Origin of the sequence: Pelagibius marinus, assembly GCF_014925385.1 — a bacterium.
Taxonomy (GTDB): domain Bacteria; phylum Pseudomonadota; class Alphaproteobacteria; order Kiloniellales; family Kiloniellaceae; genus Pelagibius; species Pelagibius marinus.
This window is the reverse complement of sequence record NZ_JACSDK010000001.1, coordinates 707,712-728,186: the sequence shown is the minus strand read 5'-3', so window position 1 is coordinate 728,186 and position 20,475 is coordinate 707,712. Positions and strand designations below refer to the sequence as shown.

General features: G+C 69.1%; 21 protein-coding genes. 17 read left to right on the top strand and 4 right to left on the bottom strand.

The window, feature by feature from the left end:
• The first annotated feature begins 22 nt into the window (after window positions 1-22).
• The 8 genes from H7X47_RS03575 (at window position 23) to H7X47_RS03540 (ending at window position 5,464) form a co-directional block, all read left to right on the top strand.
• Window positions 23-586 carry a ferritin-like domain-containing protein gene (locus H7X47_RS03575; RefSeq protein WP_193367214.1) on the top strand — a complete coding sequence of 188 codons (564 nt, stop codon included), beginning with the start codon at window positions 23-25 and terminating at the stop codon, window positions 584-586.
• 20 nt (window positions 587-606) lie between these two features.
• Entirely contained in the window at window positions 607-993 is a 387-nt protein-coding gene (locus H7X47_RS03570; RefSeq protein ID WP_193367213.1) for a c-type cytochrome, read from the top strand.
• A gap of 85 nt (window positions 994-1,078) precedes the next feature.
• Window positions 1,079-1,708: a LysE family translocator gene (locus H7X47_RS03565; protein WP_193367212.1), complete on the top strand. Its 630-nt coding sequence runs from the start codon at window positions 1,079-1,081 to the stop codon at window positions 1,706-1,708.
• Between the two features lie 80 nt (window positions 1,709-1,788).
• Window positions 1,789-1,989, top strand: coding sequence for a twin transmembrane helix small protein (locus tag H7X47_RS03560; RefSeq protein WP_193367211.1), 201 nt, complete (start codon window positions 1,789-1,791; stop codon window positions 1,987-1,989).
• Between the two features lie 25 nt (window positions 1,990-2,014).
• Window positions 2,015-2,623, top strand: coding sequence for a cob(I)yrinic acid a,c-diamide adenosyltransferase (locus H7X47_RS03555; RefSeq protein WP_193367210.1), 609 nt, complete (start codon window positions 2,015-2,017; stop codon window positions 2,621-2,623).
• A gap of 180 nt (window positions 2,624-2,803) precedes the next feature.
• Window positions 2,804-3,553, top strand: a complete 750-nt coding sequence (locus H7X47_RS03550; protein ID WP_193367209.1) for an electron transfer flavoprotein subunit beta/FixA family protein — start codon at window positions 2,804-2,806, stop codon at window positions 3,551-3,553.
• Window positions 3,553-4,485, top strand: a complete 933-nt coding sequence (locus tag H7X47_RS03545) for an FAD-binding protein (RefSeq protein ID WP_193367208.1) — start codon at window positions 3,553-3,555, stop codon at window positions 4,483-4,485. The genes H7X47_RS03550 and H7X47_RS03545 overlap by 1 nt, the downstream gene beginning before the upstream one ends.
• 70 nt (window positions 4,486-4,555) lie before the next feature.
• On the top strand, window positions 4,556-5,464 hold the full coding sequence (locus H7X47_RS03540; RefSeq protein ID WP_193367540.1) for a 3-hydroxybutyryl-CoA dehydrogenase: 909 nt from the start codon (window positions 4,556-4,558) through the stop codon (window positions 5,462-5,464).
• A 173-nt stretch (window positions 5,465-5,637) separates the two neighbouring features.
• Here the strand turns inward: H7X47_RS03540 and H7X47_RS03535 are convergent, their stop codons facing one another.
• Both H7X47_RS03535 and H7X47_RS03530 read right to left on the bottom strand, forming a co-directional pair.
• On the bottom strand, window positions 5,638-6,399 hold the full coding sequence (locus H7X47_RS03535) for a DUF6134 family protein (RefSeq protein WP_193367207.1): 762 nt from the start codon (window positions 6,397-6,399) through the stop codon (window positions 5,638-5,640).
• 142 nt (window positions 6,400-6,541) lie between these two features.
• Window positions 6,542-7,237 carry a TlpA disulfide reductase family protein gene (locus tag H7X47_RS03530; protein WP_193367206.1) on the bottom strand — a complete coding sequence of 232 codons (696 nt, stop codon included), beginning with the start codon at window positions 7,235-7,237 and terminating at the stop codon, window positions 6,542-6,544.
• 130 nt (window positions 7,238-7,367) lie between these two features.
• Here H7X47_RS03530 and argH point away from each other — a divergent pair, with 130 nt between their 5' ends.
• From argH to H7X47_RS03510, 4 genes are all read left to right on the top strand, one after another.
• Window positions 7,368-8,735, top strand: a complete 1,368-nt coding sequence (argH, locus tag H7X47_RS03525; RefSeq protein WP_193367539.1) for an argininosuccinate lyase — start codon at window positions 7,368-7,370, stop codon at window positions 8,733-8,735.
• Window positions 8,732-9,004: a hypothetical protein gene (locus H7X47_RS03520; protein ID WP_193367205.1), complete on the top strand. Its 273-nt coding sequence runs from the start codon at window positions 8,732-8,734 to the stop codon at window positions 9,002-9,004. The genes argH and H7X47_RS03520 overlap by 4 nt, the downstream gene beginning before the upstream one ends.
• A gap of 75 nt (window positions 9,005-9,079) precedes the next feature.
• Entirely contained in the window at window positions 9,080-10,489 is a 1,410-nt protein-coding gene (lysA, locus tag H7X47_RS03515; RefSeq protein ID WP_193367204.1) for a diaminopimelate decarboxylase, read from the top strand.
• 141 nt (window positions 10,490-10,630) lie between these two features.
• Complete coding sequence (locus tag H7X47_RS03510) at window positions 10,631-13,213, top strand: TIGR02302 family protein (protein ID WP_193367203.1); 2,583 nt, start codon at window positions 10,631-10,633, stop codon at window positions 13,211-13,213.
• Between the two features lie 209 nt (window positions 13,214-13,422).
• On the opposite strand, the gene H7X47_RS03505 is transcribed toward H7X47_RS03510, so the two are convergent.
• Window positions 13,423-13,800: a response regulator gene (locus H7X47_RS03505; RefSeq protein WP_193367202.1), complete on the bottom strand. Its 378-nt coding sequence runs from the start codon at window positions 13,798-13,800 to the stop codon at window positions 13,423-13,425.
• 225 nt (window positions 13,801-14,025) lie between these two features.
• Window positions 14,026-14,667 (bottom strand): MJ0042-type zinc finger domain-containing protein, encoded by a 642-nt coding sequence (locus tag H7X47_RS03500; protein ID WP_193367201.1) that lies wholly within the window; start codon window positions 14,665-14,667, stop codon window positions 14,026-14,028.
• Window positions 14,668-14,812: 145 nt separating this feature from the next.
• Here H7X47_RS03500 and ftsE point away from each other — a divergent pair, with 145 nt between their 5' ends.
• The 5 genes from ftsE (at window position 14,813) to H7X47_RS03475 (ending at window position 20,472) form a co-directional block, all read left to right on the top strand.
• On the top strand, window positions 14,813-15,508 hold the full coding sequence (ftsE, locus tag H7X47_RS03495; protein WP_193367200.1) for a cell division ATP-binding protein FtsE: 696 nt from the start codon (window positions 14,813-14,815) through the stop codon (window positions 15,506-15,508).
• A 4-nt stretch (window positions 15,509-15,512) separates the two neighbouring features.
• Window positions 15,513-16,415 (top strand): cell division protein FtsX, encoded by a 903-nt coding sequence (locus tag H7X47_RS03490; RefSeq protein ID WP_193367199.1) that lies wholly within the window; start codon window positions 15,513-15,515, stop codon window positions 16,413-16,415.
• 30 nt (window positions 16,416-16,445) lie between these two features.
• Window positions 16,446-17,090: a YdcF family protein gene (locus H7X47_RS03485; RefSeq protein WP_193367198.1), complete on the top strand. Its 645-nt coding sequence runs from the start codon at window positions 16,446-16,448 to the stop codon at window positions 17,088-17,090.
• Between the two features lie 19 nt (window positions 17,091-17,109).
• Complete coding sequence (locus tag H7X47_RS03480; RefSeq protein ID WP_193367197.1) at window positions 17,110-17,895, top strand: lysophospholipid acyltransferase family protein; 786 nt, start codon at window positions 17,110-17,112, stop codon at window positions 17,893-17,895.
• Window positions 17,896-18,105: 210 nt separating this feature from the next.
• On the top strand, window positions 18,106-20,472 hold the full coding sequence (locus H7X47_RS03475; RefSeq protein ID WP_193367196.1) for an adenosylcobalamin-dependent ribonucleoside-diphosphate reductase: 2,367 nt from the start codon (window positions 18,106-18,108) through the stop codon (window positions 20,470-20,472).
• The last annotated feature ends 3 nt before the right edge of the window (window positions 20,473-20,475 follow it).

Here is a 20,475-nt window from a genome sequence, read left to right as displayed (position 1 = left end):
CCGACAACTGCAGGAGAGACCCATGCGCGACACCATCACCAGCCTGCCCCGCCGTTCCTTCCTCACCGCCGGCGCCAGGTCCACGCTCTCGGCCGGCGCCGTCCTGCTGCTGGCCGGCTGCGGCGGCAACAAGGCGGCCATGGCCGCGGCGCCCGAAGACGACATCAACATCCTGAACGCCGCCCTGGGGGCCGAGCAGGAGGCCATCGCCGCCTACCAGCTCGGTGCCGAGAGCGGGCTGCTGACCAAGCCGGTGCTGGATCTCGCCGTGCAGTTCCAGGGCCACCACAAGGAGCATGCCGAGGTGCTGGCCAAGACCGTGCGCGACCTGGGCGGCGCGGCGGTGGAGCCGCTGGCGCGCTACGACTTTCCCAGCGGCGACCTGAAATCGGAAGCCGACGTGCTGCGCTTCGCCGCGGGGCTGGAGAAGGGCGCGGTCAGCGCCTACCTGGGCGCCGTGCCGCTGTTCGCCGAGCGCGAGCTCGCCAAGGCGGCGGCCAGCATCCTGGGCGACGAGGCCATGCACTGGGCGGTGCTGCGCGGCGCCCTGGGCGAGAACCCGGTGCCCGTCGCCTTCGTGTCCTGAGCCCCCCGAGACCCCGGGGTATGGCCTTGCGAAGGACCTGTCTTGCCGCGGCGGTGCTGCTGGCCCTGCCGGCAGTACCCGCCGCGGCCCTGCCGCCCGGTGACGCGCAGCGCGGGCAGGCGATCTACGAGCGCTGCCAGGCCTGCCACTCCCTCGCGCGCAACCGCAGCGGCCCCAGGCACTGCGGCCTGCTGGGCCGCGAGGCCGCCAGCGTGGCGGGCTTCAGCTACTCCCGGGCGCTGCGCGAGTCCGGCATCGTCTGGACCGCAGCCAGCCTCGACCGCTTCCTGGCCAACCCCTTCAAGGCCGTGCCCGGCACGCGCATGGGCTATGCCGGCGTGAAGGACCCGCAGGAACGCGCCGACCTCATCGCCTTCCTCGCCGCCGCCGGCCCCTGTCCCGAGTAGCCCCCCTTCCCTAAAGGGGCTGTACTTTCGCCGCGGAAGCTGTCTTTCCTGGGCCGGAGACAACCGAACTTCAGGATCCGAAACCATGCTGGCCGTGAACCCGGAACTCTTCGCAGGCTTTGTCCTCGCCGTCGTCGTGCTGATCCTCATGCCGGGGCCGATCGTCACCCTGGTGATCGCCAACTCCCTGGCCTACGGACAGCGCACGGGCCTGGCCACCGTGGCCGGGGCGAGCAGCGGCAACGCGGTGCTGGTGGTCGCCGGGGCCGCGGGCCTCACCACCCTGCTGGCGCTGGCCGCCGACCTCTTCGAGGTGCTGCGCTGGGCCGGCGTCGCCTACCTGGTCTACCTAGGGCTGAAGCAGTGGCGCGAGGTCTTCACGGCCGGGCGGATGCCGGCCCTGCCGCCGATGAAGTCCAGGAAGGGCGTGTTCTGGCAGGGCGTGCTGGTGGCCATCACCAACCCCAAGACCCTGTTCTTCTACGCCGCCTTCTTCCCGCAGTTCGTCGACCCGCAGCTGGCGGTCGCCCCGCAGCTGCTGGCCATGTCGATCGCCATGATCGTCATCGCCACTTCGCTGGACAGCTGCTACGCCCTGCTGGCCGGGCGGGTACGCGGCCTCTTCGCCTCGGCCCGGGCCAACCGGGTGCGCCACGGCGTCACCGGGACCCTGCTGCTCGGCACCGGCCTGGGCCTGGCCCTGGCGCGCCGCTAGAGCCTCCGCGACGCTACGACACAGGAAACCGTCGGAAATTTGCTGGCCCCACGGGGGGACGCGGGTTTAAGGTCGCGGCCATGAAGACCTTCTTTTTCATCCTGATGCTGATCGCCATGGTCGTCACCCTGGGTGTGCTGGCGACCGGCATCATCGGCATGGCCCGCGGCGGCGAGTTCAACGCCAAGTACGGCAACAAGCTGATGCGCGCCCGCGTCATCGCCCAGGGCTGCGCCCTGGTGCTCTTCGCGCTCGCCGTGCTGGTCGGCAGCCAGGACTGAGCCCGAAAAGGGCAGCTGGGGGCGCATGGTCAAGCTCACCCGCATCTATACCAAGGGCGGCGACAAGGGAAAGACCGCGCTGGGCAGCGGCCAGCGCGTGGTCAAGCACCACCCGCGCGTCGCCGCCTACGGCACCGTCGACGAAACCAACGCCGCGGCCGGCCTGGCCCGCCTGCACACCGCTTCCCTGGCCGACCCGGAGGCTGACGCCATCCTGGGCCGCATTCAGAACGACCTCTTCGACCTGGGCGCCGACCTGGCGACCCCGGAGGCCGACAACCCCGAATTTCCGCCGCTGCGCATCGTGGCCGAGCAGACCGGGCGCCTGGAGGCGGAGATCGACCGTCTGAACGCCGAGCTGGCGCCGCTCAATTCCTTCGTGCTGCCCGGCGGCAGCCCCGCCGCGGCCTACCTGCACCTGGCCCGCACCCTGGCGCGCCGGGCCGAGCGCGAGATCACCGCGCTGGCCGAGAGCGAGGCCATCAATCCCGAGGCCGTGCGCTACATCAACCGACTGTCCGATCTGTTCTTCGTCATGAGCCGCTACCTGAACGACAAGGGCGCCGGTGACGTGCTCTGGGAACCGGGGGCGACCCGGGGCGGAAAGCAGGGCGCGAATCGGCAGAAATCCTAGGCTGAGGGCGGGTCTGGTGGCGTTGACAGTGTACTACCATGCTCCTATTGTGCGGCTGCGAGATAGGCAGCAAACGTTTCCGTATGTCCGTCGTCCAAGGGCCTCGCGCAACATTCTTGCGCGGGACCACTCGGCGGGCTCTTTGACAGCTTCAAGACAAAAGGTGGTCGCAGGGTTGCGATGAAGGTTCTCGTTCCGATCAAGCGCGTCATCGACGCCAACGTGAAAGTCCGCGTGAAGGCGGACAACACCGGGGTGGAAACGGCCAACGTGAAGATGGCCATGAATCCCTTCTGCGAAATCGCCGTCGAAGAGGCCGTGCGCCTGAAAGAGGCCGGCACCGCCAGCGAGGTCATCGTCGTCTCCGCCGGCGCCGCCCAGGCCCAGGAGACCCTGCGCACGGGCCTGGCCATGGGCGCCGACCGCGGCATCCTGATCCAGTGCGACAGCGACCCGGAGCCGCTGGCCGTGGCCAAGCTGCTGAAGGCGGTGGTCGAGAAGGAAGGCCCGGAGCTGGTCATCCTCGGCAAGCAGGCCGTCGACAACGACAACAACCAGACCGGCCAGATGCTGGCCGCGCTACTGGGCTGGCCGCAGGGCACCTTCATCTCCAAGGTCGAGAAGACCGACGGCAGCTTCGCCATCACCCGCGAGGTCGACGGCGGCCTGGAGAAGCTGGAGATCAAGGCGCCGGCGGTGGTCACCACCGACCTGCGCCTCAACGAGCCGCGCTACGCCTCGCTGCCCAACATCATGAAGGCGAAGAAGAAGCCGATCGACACCATGACCCCGGCGGACCTTGGCGTGGACGTGAGCCCGCGCCTCACCGTGGTCTCGGTCACCGAGCCGCCGGCACGCAAGGCCGGCGTCAAGGTCGCCTCCGTCGCCGAACTGGTCGATAAACTGCGTAACGAAGCGAAGGTGATCTGATGTCCACGCTGATCGTCGCCGAGCACGACAACGCGGAGCTGAAGCCCGCCACGCTCAACGCCGTCACCGCCGCCGGCCAGCTGCCCGGCGAGACGCACGTCCTGATCGCCGGCTCCGGCTGCGGCGCCGCCGCCGAAGCGGCCGCCAAGGTGGCCGGGGTCGACAAGGTCCTGAAGGCCGACGACGCGGCCTACGACCATCACCTGGCCGAGAACCTGGCGCCGCTGGTGGCCAAGCTGGCCGCCGACTACAGCCACGTCATCGCCGCCGCCACCACCTCCGGCAAGAACGTCATGCCGCGCGCGGCCGCCCTCTTGGACGTGCAGCAGGTCTCCGACATCTCGGCCATCGAGGGCGAGGACACCTTCGTGCGGCCGATCTACGCCGGCAACGCGCTGGCCACGGTGAAGTCGAGCGACGCCGTCAAGGTGCTGACCATCCGCGCCACCGCCTTCGACGCGGCGCCGGCCGAGGGCGGCTCCGCCGCCGTCGAGGCGGTGGAGAGCACCGGCGACACCGGACTGGCCGCCTTCAAGGGCCAGGAACTGACCAAGTCCGAGCGCCCGGAACTGACCACCGCCGGCATCGTCATCTCCGGCGGCCGCGGCATGCAGAGCGGCGAGAACTTCGCCATGCTGGAGCGCGTCGCCGACAAGCTGGGCGCCGCGGTCGGCGCCTCGCGCGCCGCCGTCGACGCCGGCTACGTGCCCAACGACTACCAGGTCGGCCAGACCGGCAAGGTGGTGGCCCCGGACCTCTACGTGGCCGTCGGCATTTCCGGCGCCATCCAGCACCTGGCGGGCATGAAGGACTCCAAGGTCATCGTCGCCATCAACAAGGACGAGGAGGCGCCGATCTTCCAGGTCGCCGACTACGGCCTGGTGGCGGACCTTTTCGAGGCGGTCCCCGAATTGGAAAAAGAACTGGGGTGAGCTTTGGGGCCTCGCGTCGTGGGGACGGCGGCCCGACCCGGTTCATAAGAACAAAGGTATCTTGAACCTCATGGCAGATCAGGACGCGCCCGCGGCGGGCTTCAGCGACATCAAGTCCATCGGCGTCATCGGCGCCGGCCAGATGGGCACCGGCATCGCGCATGTCTGTGCCCTGGCCGGCTACGACGTGAAGCTCTCCGACGTCTCCGCGGAAGCAGCGGCCAAGGCGACGGACATCATCGCCAAGAACATGGACCGCCAGGTGCGGCGCGACATAATCTCCGAAGCCGACAAGACCGCCGCGCTGGCCCGCATCGCCACCGGCAGCGGCCTGGAGATGTTCGCCGACTCCGACATCGTCATCGAGGCCGCCAGCGAGAACGAGGAAATCAAGCGCGAGATCTTCAAGGCGCTCTGCCCGGTGCTGAAGCCGACGGCGCTGATCTGCTCCAACACCTCCTCGATCTCCATCACCCGCCTCGCCTCGGTCACCGACCGCCCGGCCAAGTTCATGGGGATGCACTTCATGAACCCGGTGCCGCTGATGCAGCTGGTCGAGCTGATCCGCGGCATCGCCACCGACGAGCCGACCTTCGAGACGGTGCGCCAGCTCTCCGAGAAGCTGGGCAAGACCACCGCCCCGGCCGAGGACTTCCCGGCCTTCATCGTGAACCGCATCCTGCTGCCGATGATCAACGAGGCGGTCTACACCCTCTACGAGGGCGTCGGCTCGGTGAGCTCCATCGATACGGCGATGAAGCTGGGCGCCAACCATCCCATGGGCCCGCTGGAGCTGGCCGACTTCATCGGCCTGGACACCTGCCTGTCGATCATGCACGTGCTCTACGACGGCCTGGCCGACAGCAAGTACCGGCCCTGCCCGCTGCTGGTGAAGTACGTGGAGGCCGGCTGGATCGGCAAGAAGGCGGGCCGCGGCTTCTACGACTACTCCAGCGACGAGCCCGTCCCGACGCGCTAGGGCGCGCCTGGTCCAGCCCCGTAGAACCGGCTGTCGTCCCGGCACCTGTTGCCGGGACCCAAAGACCTTTCCGTTACATTGATCTTGGGTAGCGTCGCGCGTTGACGCCAATGGGTCCCGGGGACCAGCCCCGGGACGACAGAGGCATGTGCGGCAGACAAAGGTCAGCCACTCTAGCGGCGCACATACTCAAACGTCTCGCCTTCGGCGCCTTCGTATTGCACCTTCAGGAGCTCGCCCGAGGGGCCGTACCAGAGATCGCGCTCGACCTCGCCGGAGAGCTTCACGTGCTCGGCCTCCATGGATCCGCCCTTCGCCTCGATGGTCTCCCAGCCCAGCATGTTGGAGCGCACGCGGTAGCTCTCGCCGCTGGCCACCGAGAACAGCTTGCCGGCGCTGAGGCGATCCTTGCTCCACAGGCTGTCGACCGAGAGCGGCTCCCGGATCTCCTCCTCGGTGCCGTTGACGGTGCGGCTGTAGAAGCCTTCCTTGCGCACGATGGAGACCTCGAACTCCTCGCCGTCGTCATGGGTCATGCCGGCCAGCGATTCCAGTTCGCCATCGCGCCAGCGCTCGACGCGCTTGTGCTCGTAGCGGAACAGGGTGACGAAGGCGAAGCTCACCTTCATCTCGGTTTCGACGGAGACCTTGAGGGTGCCGTCCAGCCGTTCGAAGTCCAGGCGGTGCTCGCCGATCTTATCGCCGTCACGCAGCACGTCGAAAACCATGGCGTCCTGCGCGGCCTCCCCCCCGATGGCCTCCGGGGTGGCCCCTGTGGTGGTATTACGGATCGCCTCCTGGGCCACCGCCTGGGCCGCCACCTCCGGGGCGGTCAGCGGCGCGGCGAGCCCCAGGGAGGCCGTCAGCAGCAGCGGGAGCACGGACGTCGGCAGTCGGAACGGCCGAAGAAGCGGGCGGGCAGGTCGATACCCCATGGCCAACACCTCCTTCCCCAAGCGGCCCGCCCCACATGCTATGGCAGGCGGCGGGCCGGACTGTTCGCAGGCCCCCTATATTCGCCAGAGCCGGCGCCGACTACAAGCCTGCCGTGCAATTGAGTGTTATATTTCTACTTTTTCAACCGGGAGTGTTCGTCGCCGGCAGGGGACGCCGGGTGTCCTGGGGGGCCTCGGCCGGGGCCTCCTCCGCCCCCGGTTGTCCCAGCCGCAGGTAGTGGCGCATGAAGGCGAGGGATTCCGGGGAATCCCACTCCGCCGGGCCGACCAGGCCGGCGACCACCCGGCCCCGGCGGTCGATGATGAAGCTGGTCGGCAGGCCCTTGAGGGCGAAGGCGCGGGCCAGCTTGCCCTTGGGATCCAGGTAGACCGGCAGGCGCTGCAGGTCGAGGCGGGCCAGGAAGGGCGCGACCACGCTGGCGCCGCCGCGGTCCTGGGAGATCGCCAGCACGGTGAAGCCCTCGCCCGCCAGCGCCGTGTGCAGGCGCTCCAGGCTCGGCATTTCCCGCACGCAGGGCGCGCACCAGGTGGCCCAGAAGTTCACCAGCACCACCTTGCCGCGGAAGTCGGCGAAGCTCGTCTCGCCCCCCTCAAGGGCCTGGAAAACCGCGCTCGGCGCTGGCACCGGCGGATCGGAGAAGGTAAAGTCCTCGGCGAAGGGGCCCTCTGGGGCCGCAGGCGCGCCGCCGGACTCCGCCAGCCGCTCTTGTTCCGACGCATCGGGGGCCGAAGCCACCGGGACACAGAGGGCGAAGGCCAGCGCGGCGAGCCCGACGGCCGCGAGGGTTTTTCTTATGACCCCGAGCTGAACGATCATGGACGCGAAAGCCTCCTAAAAGCAGATGAACGCAGAAATCAAAAAGCTGGCCGCCGACAGCGGAGCCGACCAGAACGCCGACACCCCCGGTGCGAACACCCCCGGTGCGAACACCCCCGGTGCCAACACCATGTGGGGCGGGCGCTTCGCGGGCGGCCCTGCCGAGGTCATGGAGCAGATCAACGCCTCGATCGGCTTCGACAAGCGACTCTACGCCCAGGACATCGCCGGCTCCAAGGCGCACTGCGCCATGCTGGTCCACCAGCGCATCATCAGCCAGGAGGACGGCGCGGCCATCCTGGCCGGCCTGGACGCCATTCTCTCTGAAATCGAGGCGGGGCAGTTCGAATTCAAGGCCAGCCTGGAAGACATCCACATGAACGTGGAGGCGCGCCTGGCCGAGCTGATCGGCGAGCCCGCCGGGCGCCTGCACACCGCGCGCTCGCGCAACGACCAGGTGGCCACCGACGTGCGCCTGTGGACCCGCGAGGCGGTCGACCGCCTGGAAGCTTCCCTGCGCGAGCTGCAGGCGGTGCTGATCGACCAGGCCGAGGCCGAAGCCGACACGGTGATGCCGGGCTATACCCATCTGCAGGCCGCCCAGCCGGTGACCTTCGGGCACCACATGCTGGCCTACGTGGAAATGCTGGGCCGCGACCGCGGGCGGCTGCAGGACTGCCGCCGGCGAATGAACGAGTCGCCCCTGGGCGCCGCCGCCCTGGCCGGCACCTCCTTCGACATCGACCGCCAGGCCACGGCCAGCGCCCTGGAGTTCGACCGCCCCATGGCCAACTCCATGGACGCCGTCTCCGACCGCGACTACGTGCTGGAGTTCATGGCCGCCGGGGCCATCCTGGCCCTGCACCTCTCGCGCCTGTCGGAGGAGATCGTCCTGTGGTGCTCGGCCGGCTTCCGCTTCGTCCAGCTGTCCGACGCCTTCACTACCGGCAGCTCGATCATGCCGCAGAAGCGCAACCCCGACGCCGCCGAGCTGATCCGCGGCAAGGCGGGCCGCGTGATCGGCGCCCTGAACAGCCTGCTGGTGGTCATGAAGGGGCTGCCGATGACCTACGGCAAGGACATGCAGGAAGACAAGGAGCCCCTGTTCGACGCCGCCGACACGCTGCAGCTCTGCGTCACCGCCATGACCGGCATGGTCGCCGACATGAAGGCCGACCGCGCCGCGCTGAAGGCCGCCACGGCGCACGGCTTCCTCACCGCCACCGACCTGGCCGACTGGCTGGTGCGGGTGCTGGGCATGCCCTTCCGCCAGGCCCACCACGTCACCGGCAGCATCGTGAAGCTGGCCGAGGAACGCGGCTGCGGCCTGGAGGAACTGCCGCTGGCCGAAATGCAGGCCGTCGAGCCGCGCATCACCGAGGACATCTTCTCCGTGCTCTCCGTCGAGAACGCGGTGGCCAGCCGGATCAGCACCGGCGGCACCGCGCCCGATCGGGTGCGCGAGGCCGTCGCCGCCGCCAAGGAGCGTTTCCTATGACCCCCCGCATTCCGGCCAGCCTTCCGCGTGTCCTGCTGACCGCCGCCCTCTCGGCCGGCCTGGTGCTCGGCCTTGCCGCCTGCGGCAAGAAGGGCCCGCCCAAACCGGTGGCCGGAGAGGAAGAGGCCTATACCTATCCGCACGCCTATCCGGCCCCCAGCACGGTGACGCCCGGCGCCGACAGCGAAGAAGAGTCCGGCGAGCGCAATGACCCCTTCTGGATCTTCACCACCGGCGACGAGAAACGCACGCGGACCAAGACCTACTGAACTCCAAGACCTGCTGAATGCCAGGATCTATTGAATGAGCGCGCCGCCGCGTGTGGCGCCAGGAAAGCCGACCAGATGACCAGTCATTTCTTTTCTTACCGTGAGGGGCGGCTGCACGCCTCCGACGTGGCGCTGGAAGCGCTGGCGGCGGAGTTCGGCACGCCCTTCTACTGCTACTCCGCCGATGCCCTTGAACACGGCTACCGCTTCTTCGCCGAGGCGCTTTCCGGCCTGCCGGCCACCATCTGCTACGCGCTGAAGGCCAACTCCAACCAGGCGGTGATCCGCACCTTCGCGGCGCTGGGCGCCGGCGCCGACGTGGTCTCGGAGGGCGAACTGCGCCGCGCGCTGGCCGCCGGCGTGCCGGCGCAGAAGATCGTCTTCGCCGGGGTCGGCAAGACCGGCCGCGAGCTGGCCGCCGGGCTGGACGCCGGGATCATGCAGTTCAACGTGGAATCGCTTTCGGAGCTGAAGCAGCTGTCGGAGGTCGCCACGGCGCGCGGCGTCACCGCCCCGGTCGCCCTGCGCGTCAATCCCGACGTCGACGCCGGCACCCTGGACAAGATCACCACCGGGCGCGCCGACACCAAGTTCGGCATCAACGCCGCCGACGCGCGCGACTTCCTGCTCGCCAACCGGGACATCCCGGGCATCCGCGTCGAGGGCCTGGCCGTGCACATCGGCTCGCAGCTGACCGACGTGGCGCCCTACCGCCTGGCCTTCGAGCGGCTGATCGCGCTGTATCACGACCTGCGCGGCGCGGGCCTGCCGCTGAAGCGCCTCGACTTCGGCGGCGGCATCGGCATCGACTACCAGCACCGGGTGCCGGGGCTGGACCCCGCCGCCCTGGACGCCGCCGACCTGGACGCCGCCGACCTGGCCGACCACGCCGTCAGCCAGGCCGACGCGCGGGTCAGCGCCTATGCCGAGATGGTGCGCGGCCTGGTTTCCAACCTGGATGCCGAGCTGGTCTTCGAGCCGGGACGCCTGCTGGTCGGCAACGCCGGCATGCTGGTCACCCGCGTGATCTACGTGAAGGACAACGGCCCGCGGCGCTTCGTCATCATCGACGCGGCGATGAACGACCTGATCCGCCCCTCGCTCTACGAGGCCTGGCACGAGATCATTCCGCTGCGCGCGCCGGCCGCCGATGCCGAGCTGAGGCCCGTCGACGTGGTCGGGCCGGTCTGCGAATCGACCGACACCTTCGCCAAGCAGCGGCCCCTGCCGCCGCTGGCCGAGGGCGACCTTCTGGCCTTCTCCTCGGCCGGCGCTTACAGCTTTGTGATGGCGTCCACCTACAATTCCCGGCCGTTATCCCCGGAAATCCTGGTGCGCGGCGATCGTCACGCGCTAGTGCGCGCGCGCATGGACTATGACACAATGATCGGACAGGACCGCCTGCCGGACTGGCTGGAGGGGGAGAGCCCCGAGGGATCAAATCCCACAGCCGGCCTTTCCCGGGAAAGGCGCGGTGCGGCTTGAGTCCTTTAGAGTTTTTTTCGGAACTGGGTTTACGGTCGTAACGGCCTAGTTTCGCACAGAGGGGGACGTTTTTTGGACTGCTCGCGGCCTCGCTGAGGGGCAAGGGGCCGCTGGTGCCTGGACGAAGGACAGGAAACGCGCATGACCGATAGAGGGCCCGACCGTTCCCCTTCCGCCCCCCGCGCGGAAAGCCCCCAGGGCGACGCCGCTGGGGGCACCGATCCCAGGCAGGTCGACCCCAAACGCACCCTGGCCCGTTTCGGCCTGCTGCTGACGCTGGCGCGCGGCGCCGTCGCCTGGGAGATCATCTGGCCCGCCGTCTGGCCCTTGCTCGGCGTCCTCGGAATTTTCCTCGCCCTTGCCCTCTCCGGCATCCTGCCGGGCCTGCCCGGCTGGCTGCACAGCGTCTTGCTGGCGACCTTCGCCCTCGCCGCACTGGGCGCCCTGGGACATGCCCTGCGCCGCATCGCCCTGCCCGACGAACAGGCCGGCAAGCGCCGCCTGGAGCGTGACAGCGGCCTGGACCACCGCCCGCTGACCGCCCTGGAAGACCGCATGGCCGCCGGCACCGCCGACGTCGAGGCCCGGGCCCTGTGGCGCGCCCACCAGCGCCGGGTCATCGCCCGCCTGGGCCAGCTGCGCGTCGGCCTGCCGCGCCCCGGCATGGCGGCCTTCGACCCCTGGGCCCTGCGCGGCCTGGTGGTGCTGCTGGTGCTGGTCGGCTTCGCCGCTTCCGAAGGCAACGTCGGCACCCGCCTGGCCGGCGCCGTGACCCCCAGCTTCACCCGCGAAACACGCCTGCCGCCCAGCCTGGACGCCTGGATCAACCCGCCGGCTTACACCGGCCTCGCGCCGATCTATCTGGAAGCGCAGATCGGCGCCGGCGAGACCGAAGCCGAAGCGCAGGCCGCCGGACCGCCGCGGGAGGCTCTGCGGGTGCCGGCGGGCAGCGTGCTGCTGGCCCAGGTGCAGGGCGGCAGCGGCGCGCCCAGCCTGCAGATCGCCGGCGCCGCCGAGCCCTTCGAGAACTTCGCCCATGAGGCCTACCGCCTGGAGCACGCCCTGACCGAGGGCGACCAGCTCGCCATCGAGCAGGACGGCCGCACCCTCGCCGCCTGGCCGCTGGAGCTGGTGCCGGACAACGCCCCGGAGGTCGCCTTCCAGGCGCCGCCGGCGCGCACCGAGCGTTCGGCCCTGCGCATCACCTATCAGGCCAGCGACGACTACGGCCTGGCCGACGTCACGGCCGTGGTGCGCCGGCTCGACCAGCCCGAGGCGCCGCCCATGGAGCTGGACCTGGTGCTGGCCGGCGCCAGCCCCAAGACCAGCGAGGCCACAACCTATCATGACCTGACCCCGCACCCCTGGGCCGGTCTGCCGGTGGAGATCGAACTGGTGGCCAAGGATCAGCCGGGCCAGGAAGGACGCAGCGAGAAGCTGCGCACCGTGATCCCCGAGCGCATCTTCAACCACCCCATTGCCCGCGCCCTGGTGGAACTGCGCAAGGAGCTGACGATCAATCCCGACCGCCGCCTGCCGGTGGTGCAGGCGCTCAGCGGGATCTCAGAGCATCCCGAACACTTCTACCACGACATCGTCGTCGCCCTGACCCTGCGCTCGGCCGAGCGGCGGCTGATCTACGACGGCGCCAGCGAGGCGATCGCCGAGGTGCAGGAGCTGCTGTGGAACGCCGCCCTGCGCATCGAGGACGGCGAGCTGGCCATCGCCGAGCGGCGCCTGCGCGAGGCGCAGGAGGCCCTGATGGAGGCCCTGGAGCGCGATGCCTCCGACGAGGAGATCGAGCGCCTGATCGACGAGCTGCAGCAGGCGCTGAACGACTTCCTCGACGAGATGATCGAGCAGATGCGCGACCAGCTGGCCGAGCAGGACGGCCAGGAGATGATGAACCAGGAGATGCCGCCGAACAGCCAGCTGCTGAACCGCCAGGACCTGCAGGAGATGCTGGAGCGGGCGCGCGAGCTGGCGCGCTCCGGCGCCAAGGACGCCGCGCGTGACCTGCTCTCGCAGCTGCGCGACATGCTGGAGAACCTGCGCGCCAACCCCTACGCCCAGCAGATGAACCAGGACATGCAGGAAGCCTCGAAGATGATGCGCGACCTGGAGCGGATGATGCGCGAGCAGCAGGAGCTGCTGGACCGCAGCTTCGAGCGTTCGCAGCAGAATCAGCAAGGCCAGCAGGGTGAGCAGGGCCAGCCGCGCCAGGGCGGCCAGAACCAGGCCGACGCCCAGCGCCAGGAACAGCTGCGCCGCCAGCTCGGCGAGCTGATGCGCCAGCTCGGCGACGCCCTGGGCGAGATCCCGCGCCCCTTGGGCCGGGCCGAGCGCGAGATGCGCGATGCCCGCGACGCGCTGGGCAACGATCAGCCGGGCCAGGCGGTCCCCTCGCAGACCCGCTCGCTCGACCAGCTGCAGCAGGGCATGCAGTCCGCCCTCGACCAGTTCATGGAGATGTTCGCCCCCGGCGAGGGCCAGGGCGAGGGCCAGGTCGGCGCCCGCCCGAACGGCAACCAGCGTGATCCCCTGGGCCGCGAGTCCCAGGGCCCGGGCCAGGGCCAGGTCAACCGCGAGGGCGTGCAGATCCCCGACCAGATGGAGCTGCGCCGCACCCGAGAGATCGTCGACGAACTGCGCCGGCGCCGCGGCGAACGCAGCCGCCCAACCATCGAGCTGGACTACCTCGACCGCCTGCTCGACCAGTTCTGAGAACGAGAAAGGCGACTCTGTTCCGGAGTCGCCCCTTTGCGTCTTGGCACCATCCCACCATTGTCATGCTCGGGCTTGACCCGAGCATCCATGGTGCCGCCCGCCGGCTAGTGCCGCTGAGAGATGGACCCTCGGGTCGAGCCCGAGGGTGACGATTTGAGAAAGTTGAGAGAACCGGGCCTAACGAGAACCCGGGGAACCTGCCGCAGTCAGTGGCAGGTCATCTCCTCCGCGCTCAGCGCCGCCTCGGCGGCCTCGCAGATTTCCTGCAGCGTGAAGGGCTTGGTGATGACCTCGCAGATCAGCTCCTCGAGGTTGTGGGCGCGCTGGCGCTCGGCGGAGTAGCCGGTCATCAGCAGCACCGGCAGGGCCGGGAAATCCTTGGCCACCTTCAGCGCCAGGCCGATGCCGTCCAGGCTGGGCATGACGATGTCGGTGATCAGCAGGTCGAAGCTGTCGCGGTCGAGCGCCTCCAGCGCCTGCACGCCGTCCTCCACCGAGGTGACCTTGTGGCCCCGGTGCACGAGGGCACGGCTGACAAAACTCTGAACGGCGGTGTCGTCTTCTGCGACCAGAATGCGCGCCATGGTGTCTTCGTCTCCTGCGGACCTGAATTTCGGGACGAACCGACCGGAAACCGCCGCTTTCGCGCCGCGGAGTCGCAGCCGCAAAGCAGCCCGTCCCTCGCCGTTCAAACTGCCACCGGCGTGGTTAAACAACGCTTAATTTGGCTTAACGGGGCTGTGCATAAGGGCCCGCGGCCCGGCCCCGGCGCGTACCTCGCCCCAAAAGGGGCACGGCGGCCGGGCGGCCTAGCGAGAGCCTTCGACGAAGAAGACGCTGACGTTCTGCGCCCCGGCGGGCGGATTCCTGGTCTGGGTTTCGAAGTCGACGCTGCCGCCGGCATCGAGTTCGACCTGGGGCGTGTCGAAAACCCACTCCGACAGCACGTCGCCGGACTTGCCGGTCAACTGCGCGCGCAGCTGCGGCACCTCCTGCTTGCGGTCGGAGATGTTGGTCACCGTCCCGCGCACGGTGATGACCGTATCGCCCTCGACCACGTCGCTGCTGGGGGTCAGGACCTTCAGGTCCAGCACCGGGCCGGGCCGCGTGACGGGAATACCCAGCAGCGCATAGGCATCGGCGAGCTGCGGGAACTGGGCGACGATTCGCTCCCGCTCGTACCAGCCGCCGGCGGCGATGCCGGCGATGAGCAGCAGCAGCAGCAGCCAGCCGACGGCAACCCCGCGGCCCTTCTTCTTGGGCGGCGGCGGTGGTGGACGGCGGCGCGGCGGCGGCCCCGGCTCTTCGGCCACAGCCGCACGCGGGTCGTTGTCCGGCATCTGGTGCCAGCAGTTCCCGCATTTGCCGCAGCGGACGATTCGGCCCTTGAAGCCGAGCTGTTCCTGATCGACCTCGAAGCGGCTTTCACAGGCAGGACAAGAAACTATCATGGACGACTTCTGCCCTCCGGGGAGATGTCACGCTAACCTTATATGAGTGAGGTATGGGCAAAGCAAGGCAGGAGCAGAACCCTTTACGGGACTGACTTGCCTATGCCATTTTCGATTCGAGCTTCCGGAAAAGGGAAAATGCACCTTGGTTCGCTTCGAGGACGTCGTGCTGCGCTATGGAAACGGGCCGGAAATCCTGAAGCGAATCTCCCTGCAGTTCGACCCGGGATCCTACCATTTCCTGGTCGGTCCCAGCGGCGCGGGCAAGTCTTCGCTCTTACGCATGATGTATCTCGCCCAGCATCCCACGGCCGGCCGAGTCGCTCTTTTCGGGCGAGACGTGGCCGGGCTCTCGCGCCGGGAAACGGCGCTGCTGCGGCGGCGAATCGGGGTGGTGTTCCAGGATTTCCGCCTGCTCGACCACCTGACGGCGCGTGAAAACGTCGCCCTGCCGCTGCACATCAGCGGCCAGGCAGGCGGGCGCAGCGCCAAGGACGTCGAGGAACTGCTGGCCTGGGTCGGCCTGGCCGACCACATGGACGCCCTGCCGCCGACGCTCTCCGGCGGCCAGAAACAGCGCGTCGCCATCGCCCGCGCCGTGATCGCGCGGCCCAGCCTGCTGCTGGCCGACGAGCCGACCGGCAACCTGGACGACCGCATGGCGGTACGCCTGCTGTATCTTTTCGAGGAGCTGAACAAGATCGGCACCACCGTGGTCATCGCCACCCACAACGAATCGCTGGTCGAGCGCTTCCGCCATCCGGTGACCCGCCTGCGCGATGGCGAGGCGGTGGAATTCGATGCCGGCCCGGCGCCCCGGCCGCAGGCCGGAACCGCCTGACGTCATGGCCGCCGCATCCAAAGCCAGAGGGCGCCTGCGCAAGCCCGTTCCCCTGGACCGCGACGTCTCCGGGCGCTACCTGCCGCTGCTGGTGGCCATCATGGTCTACCTGGCCGCGCTGGCCCTGGCCGGCGCGCTGTCGGTGAACAAGCTGGCCGCCCGCTGGGACAGCGGCCTGGCCGGCGCCCTGACCCTGCAGATCCCCGCCGAGGCCGCGGCGGCCACGGACGGCCCGGCGCTGGACGCGCTCACCCAGGCGCTGGCCGCGACGCCCGGCGTGCTGGCGGTCGAGCCCATGGACGCGCAGGAGATGACGGCGCTGCTGGAGCCCTGGCTGGGCGATGCGGTGGTGGCCGGCGACCTGCCGCTGCCGCGCCTGGTTGCCGTCACCATCGACACGGGCGGCCCGCCCGACATGGAGGCGCTGCGCGCCACGGCACAGGAACTGGCCCCCGGCAGCCTGCTGGACGACCACCAGCGCTGGCTGGCGCGCCTGCTGGACCTCGCCCGGGCGGTGGAGATCATGGCCGCGGTGGTGGTGCTGCTGGTGGTTGCGGCGGCCTGCATCATGGTCGCCTTCGTGACCCGCATGGGCCTGGCCGCCCACAACCGGGCCATCGAGCTGCTGCACCTGATCGGCGCGCAGGATTCCTACGTCGCCCGGCAGTTCCAGAACCACGCCCTCAGTCTGGGCCTGCGCGGCGGGCTGCTGGGCTTTCTCTGCGCCCTGCCGACGCTCTATCTGGCGCGCTTCCTGCTGCAGCGAATCGATACCGGCCTGCTGCCGGAACTGCGGCTGGAGCCCCACGAATGGTCTCTACTGGTCCTGCTGCCGGTCGCCGCGGCCCTGGTCGCCATGCTGACCGCCCGCATCACGGTGTTGCGCACCCTGGCGCGCATGCCCTAGAGAAACGTACGATAGATCCGAGCCATGCGCATGCGAAGCCTCAGACAGGACAGGGCCAAGGCGTCGGGCCACGGCTGGCGTCGCCTGAGGCGACTGGTCGTGGTGACGCTGCTGCTGACGCTTGCCTACGGTATCGGGTTCCTGTGGTTCACCACACTGATGCCGACCCAGGTCGATGACGGCCGGCGCCAGACCGACGCCATCGTGGTGCTGACCGGCGGCAGCGATCGCCTGGGCGTCGCCCTCGACCTCCTGAGCGCCAAGATGGGCCGCAAGCTTTTCGTCTCCGGCGTCTACCACGGGGTCGACGTGCGCCAGCTTCTCGACCTCTCGCAGCACTCGCCCGAGGACCTTTCCTGCTGCGTGGTCCTGGGCTACGAGGCCGACAACACCCGCGGCAACGCCGTGGAGACCGCCGCCTGGATGAAGGAACAGGGCTTCACCTCGCTGCGCCTGGTGACCGCCACCTACCACATGCCGCGCTCGCTGCTGGAATTCCGCCGCTTCATGCCGGACATCGAAGTCGTGCCCCATCCGGTCTTCCCCGAACACTTCAGGAGCGACGACTGGTGGCTGTGGCCGGGCAGCAGCAGCCTGTTGATCACCGAGTACAGCAAGTATCTGGTGGCCCTGGTGCGCGGCCTCTTCGACCCGCTCTTCGCGGTCCTCGCGTGACCGGGGGCAGGGTTCCGGCATGACCGCGCTGCGCTCCTTCCTGTTCAACGTCTTCTTCTACGGCTGGACCGCGCTCTGCGTCATCGTCGGCCTGCCGCTGCTGCTGGGCCCGCGCAAGGGCATCTACGTCCTGGGGCGCGTCTGGTCGCATCCCATCCTGGCCGCCCTCAGGCTGATCTGCGGCCTGAAGCACCAGGTGCGCGGGCGGGAGAACCTGCCCGAGGGACCGGTGCTGATCGCCGCCAAGCACCAGTCGGCCTGGGACACGATCATCTTTTCCATCCTGCTGTGGGACCACAGCTTCGTCCTGAAGCAGGAGCTGATGCGCATCCCGCTCTTCGGCCTCTACCTCTGGCGCGCCGGCCTCATTCCCGTCGACCGCCGCGGCGGCGCCAAGGCGCTGCGCAAGATGGTGGCCGCGGCCAAACGGGTCGCCGCGCAGGGCCGGCCCATGGTGATATTTCCCGAGGGCACCCGCGTCGCCCCGGAGCAGCAGCGCCCCTATCAGCCCGGCGTGGCCGCGCTCTACGGCCAGCTGCAGGTGCCGGTGGTCCCGGTGGCGCTCAATTCCGGCCTCTTCTGGCGCCGCAACAGCTTCTGGAAGCTGCCGGGCACCATCACCCTGGAGTTCCTGCCGCAGATCCCCCCGGGGCTGCAGCGCAAGGACTTCCTGGCCCGCCTGGAGCAGGCCATCGAGGGACGCAGCCGGGCCCTCGCGGGAGCCTCCTCCGCCCCCCTCACCGGGCCGGCGCCCGAGTCGGCTGCCCAAAGCGGAATCGAAAGCAAGTCCCCCGCGCAAAAATAGCTGTGTGCAAAGTTGTGGACAGATCACGCCGCTGACGCGAATTTCCCGGAGACTCTCTTGCGAAGGATGAATTCCTATCCGACTCCGGCAGACGAAACGAAGGGGGAACAGCGGCTTGACCGGGGCCCGACCCGGACCTATCGTCAGGCTCCTATTTCCGCCAAATATCGTGGCCTGGACTGCCCTTAACAGCGGGCGAAAGGCGCCGAAATGACCAAGTTGCCGGCCCTCTCCCAGGAAATCTGGGACATGAAATACCGCCTGAAGACGGCTCCCGGCGAGCCTGTGGACAAAACCATCGCCGATTCCTGGCGGCGGATCGCCCGGGCGCTGGCCGCGGCAGAGGCCCAGGGCGAGGCCGAGTCGGCGGCCAGAAGCTCAATTGAATCAAAGTTCTTCGAGGCGCTGGAGGATTTCCGCTTCCTGCCCGCCGGGCGCATCCAGGCCGGGGCGGGGACCGAGCGCAAGGTCACGCTGTTCAACTGCTTCGTCATGGGGACCATCCCCGACGACATGGGCGGCATCTTCGAGAACCTGAAGGAGGCCGCCCTGACCATGCAGCAGGGCGGCGGGATCGGCTACGACTTCTCGACCCTGCGCCCCAAGGGCGCCGTGGTCCACGGCATCGGCGCCGACGCCTCCGGGCCCTTGAGCTTCATGGACGTCTGGGACGCCATGTGCCGCACCATCATGTCGGCCGGCTCCCGGCGCGGCGCCATGATGGCGACGCTCGCCTGCGACCATCCGGACATCGAGGCCTTCATCACCGCCAAGCAGGAGCCCGGGCGGCTCTCCATGTTCAATCTCTCGGTGCTGGTCAGCGACGCCTTCATGCAGGCGGTGCGCGAGGACCAGCCCTGGGAGCTGGTCTTCGGCGGCACCGTCTACCGCACCGTGCAGGCGCGCGATCTGTGGAACAAGATCATGCAGGCGACCTACGCCGCCGCCGAGCCGGGCGTGATCTTCATCGACCGCATCAACCAGCGCAACAACCTGCACTACTGCGAGACCATCCGCGCCACCAACCCCTGCGGCGAGCAGCCGCTGCCGCCCTACGGCGCCTGCCTGCTGGGCTCGATCAACCTGGCGGCCCTGGTCAAGAACCCCTTCGAGAAGAACGCGGCGCTGGACATGGAGGCCCTGGCCGAGCTGGTGCCGACGGCGGTGCGCATGCTGGACAACGCCATCGACGTCTCGCGCTTTCCTTTGGAGGCGCAGCGCCAGGAGGCCATGGCCAAGCGCCGCATCGGCCTGGGCATCACCGGCCTGGCCGACGCCCTGATCTGCTGCGGCCTGCGCTACGGCAGCGCCGAGGCGGTGAAGACGACCGAGCGCTGGCTGGCCGCCCTGCGCCGCCACGCCTACCTCGCCTCCGTGGAACTCGCCAAGGAGAAGGGCCCCTTCCCGCTCTACGACAGCGAGCCCTACCTGGCCGGCGAGTCGATCCAAGAACTGGACAAGGACGTGCGCGAAGCCATCACCCGGCACGGCATCCGCAACGCCCTGGTGACCTCGGTCGCGCCCACCGGCACCATCTCGCTGCTGGCCGACAACATCTCCTCGGGCCTGGAGCCGGTCTTCAGCTTCGTCTACAAGCGCCGCATCCTGCAGGCCGACGGCAGCCGCCGCGAGGAGGAGGTCAGCGACTACGCCTACCGCCTGTTCCGCCGCCTGAAGGGCGAAGACGCCCCCCTGCCCCCGGCCTTCGTCAACGCCCAGACCCTGGAGCCGGCGGCCCACGTGGTCATGCAGGCCGCCGTGCAGCGCTATATCGACAGCTCGGTCTCCAAGACCATCAACCTGCCGGCCAGCATCTCCTTCGAGGCCTTCAAGGACGTCTACCAGCAGGCCTACGACCTGGGCTGCAAGGGCTGCACCACCTACCGGCCCAACGAGATCACCGGCGCGGTGCTCTCCACCGGCGCCGGCGAGGCGCATCCCGACACCGCGAGCAGCGAGCTGGTGCCCGCCGAAGCCGCCGCCGCGGCGGCGCCGGCCCTGGGCCCTGCGCCGCAAGGCGGCGACGTGGTCTACATGACCGAACCCCTGGGGCGCCCCGAGGTGCTGCCCGGACGCTCCTACAAGCTGCGCTGGCCGGAGAGCGACCACGCCATCTACATCACCCTCAACGACATCGTGCAGGAAGGTTCCGGCAAGGAGCCGCGCCGCCGGCCCTTCGAGATCTTCATCAACTCCAAGAACATGGAGCACTACGCCTGGACCCTGGCGCTGACGCGCATGATCTCGGCGGTGTTCCGGCGCGGCGGCGACGTCTCCTTCGTGGTCGAGGAGCTGAAGGCCGTCTTCGACCCGCGCGGCGGCGCCTGGATGGAAGGGCGCTACGTGCCCTCGCTGCTGGCCGCCATCGGCGGCGTCATCGAGCGCCACATGATCGACATCGGCTTCCTGCAGGCCAAGGAGACGCCGCAAGGCGAGGAGCAGAAGGCGGTGGTAAACCTGGGCGGCCCCGAAAGCGGCACCCGCTTCGCCCAGTGCCCCAAGTGCGCCGGCGCCAGCCTGATCCGCCAGGAAGGCTGCGACCTCTGCACCGCCTGCGGCTATTCCAAGTGCGGATGAGGC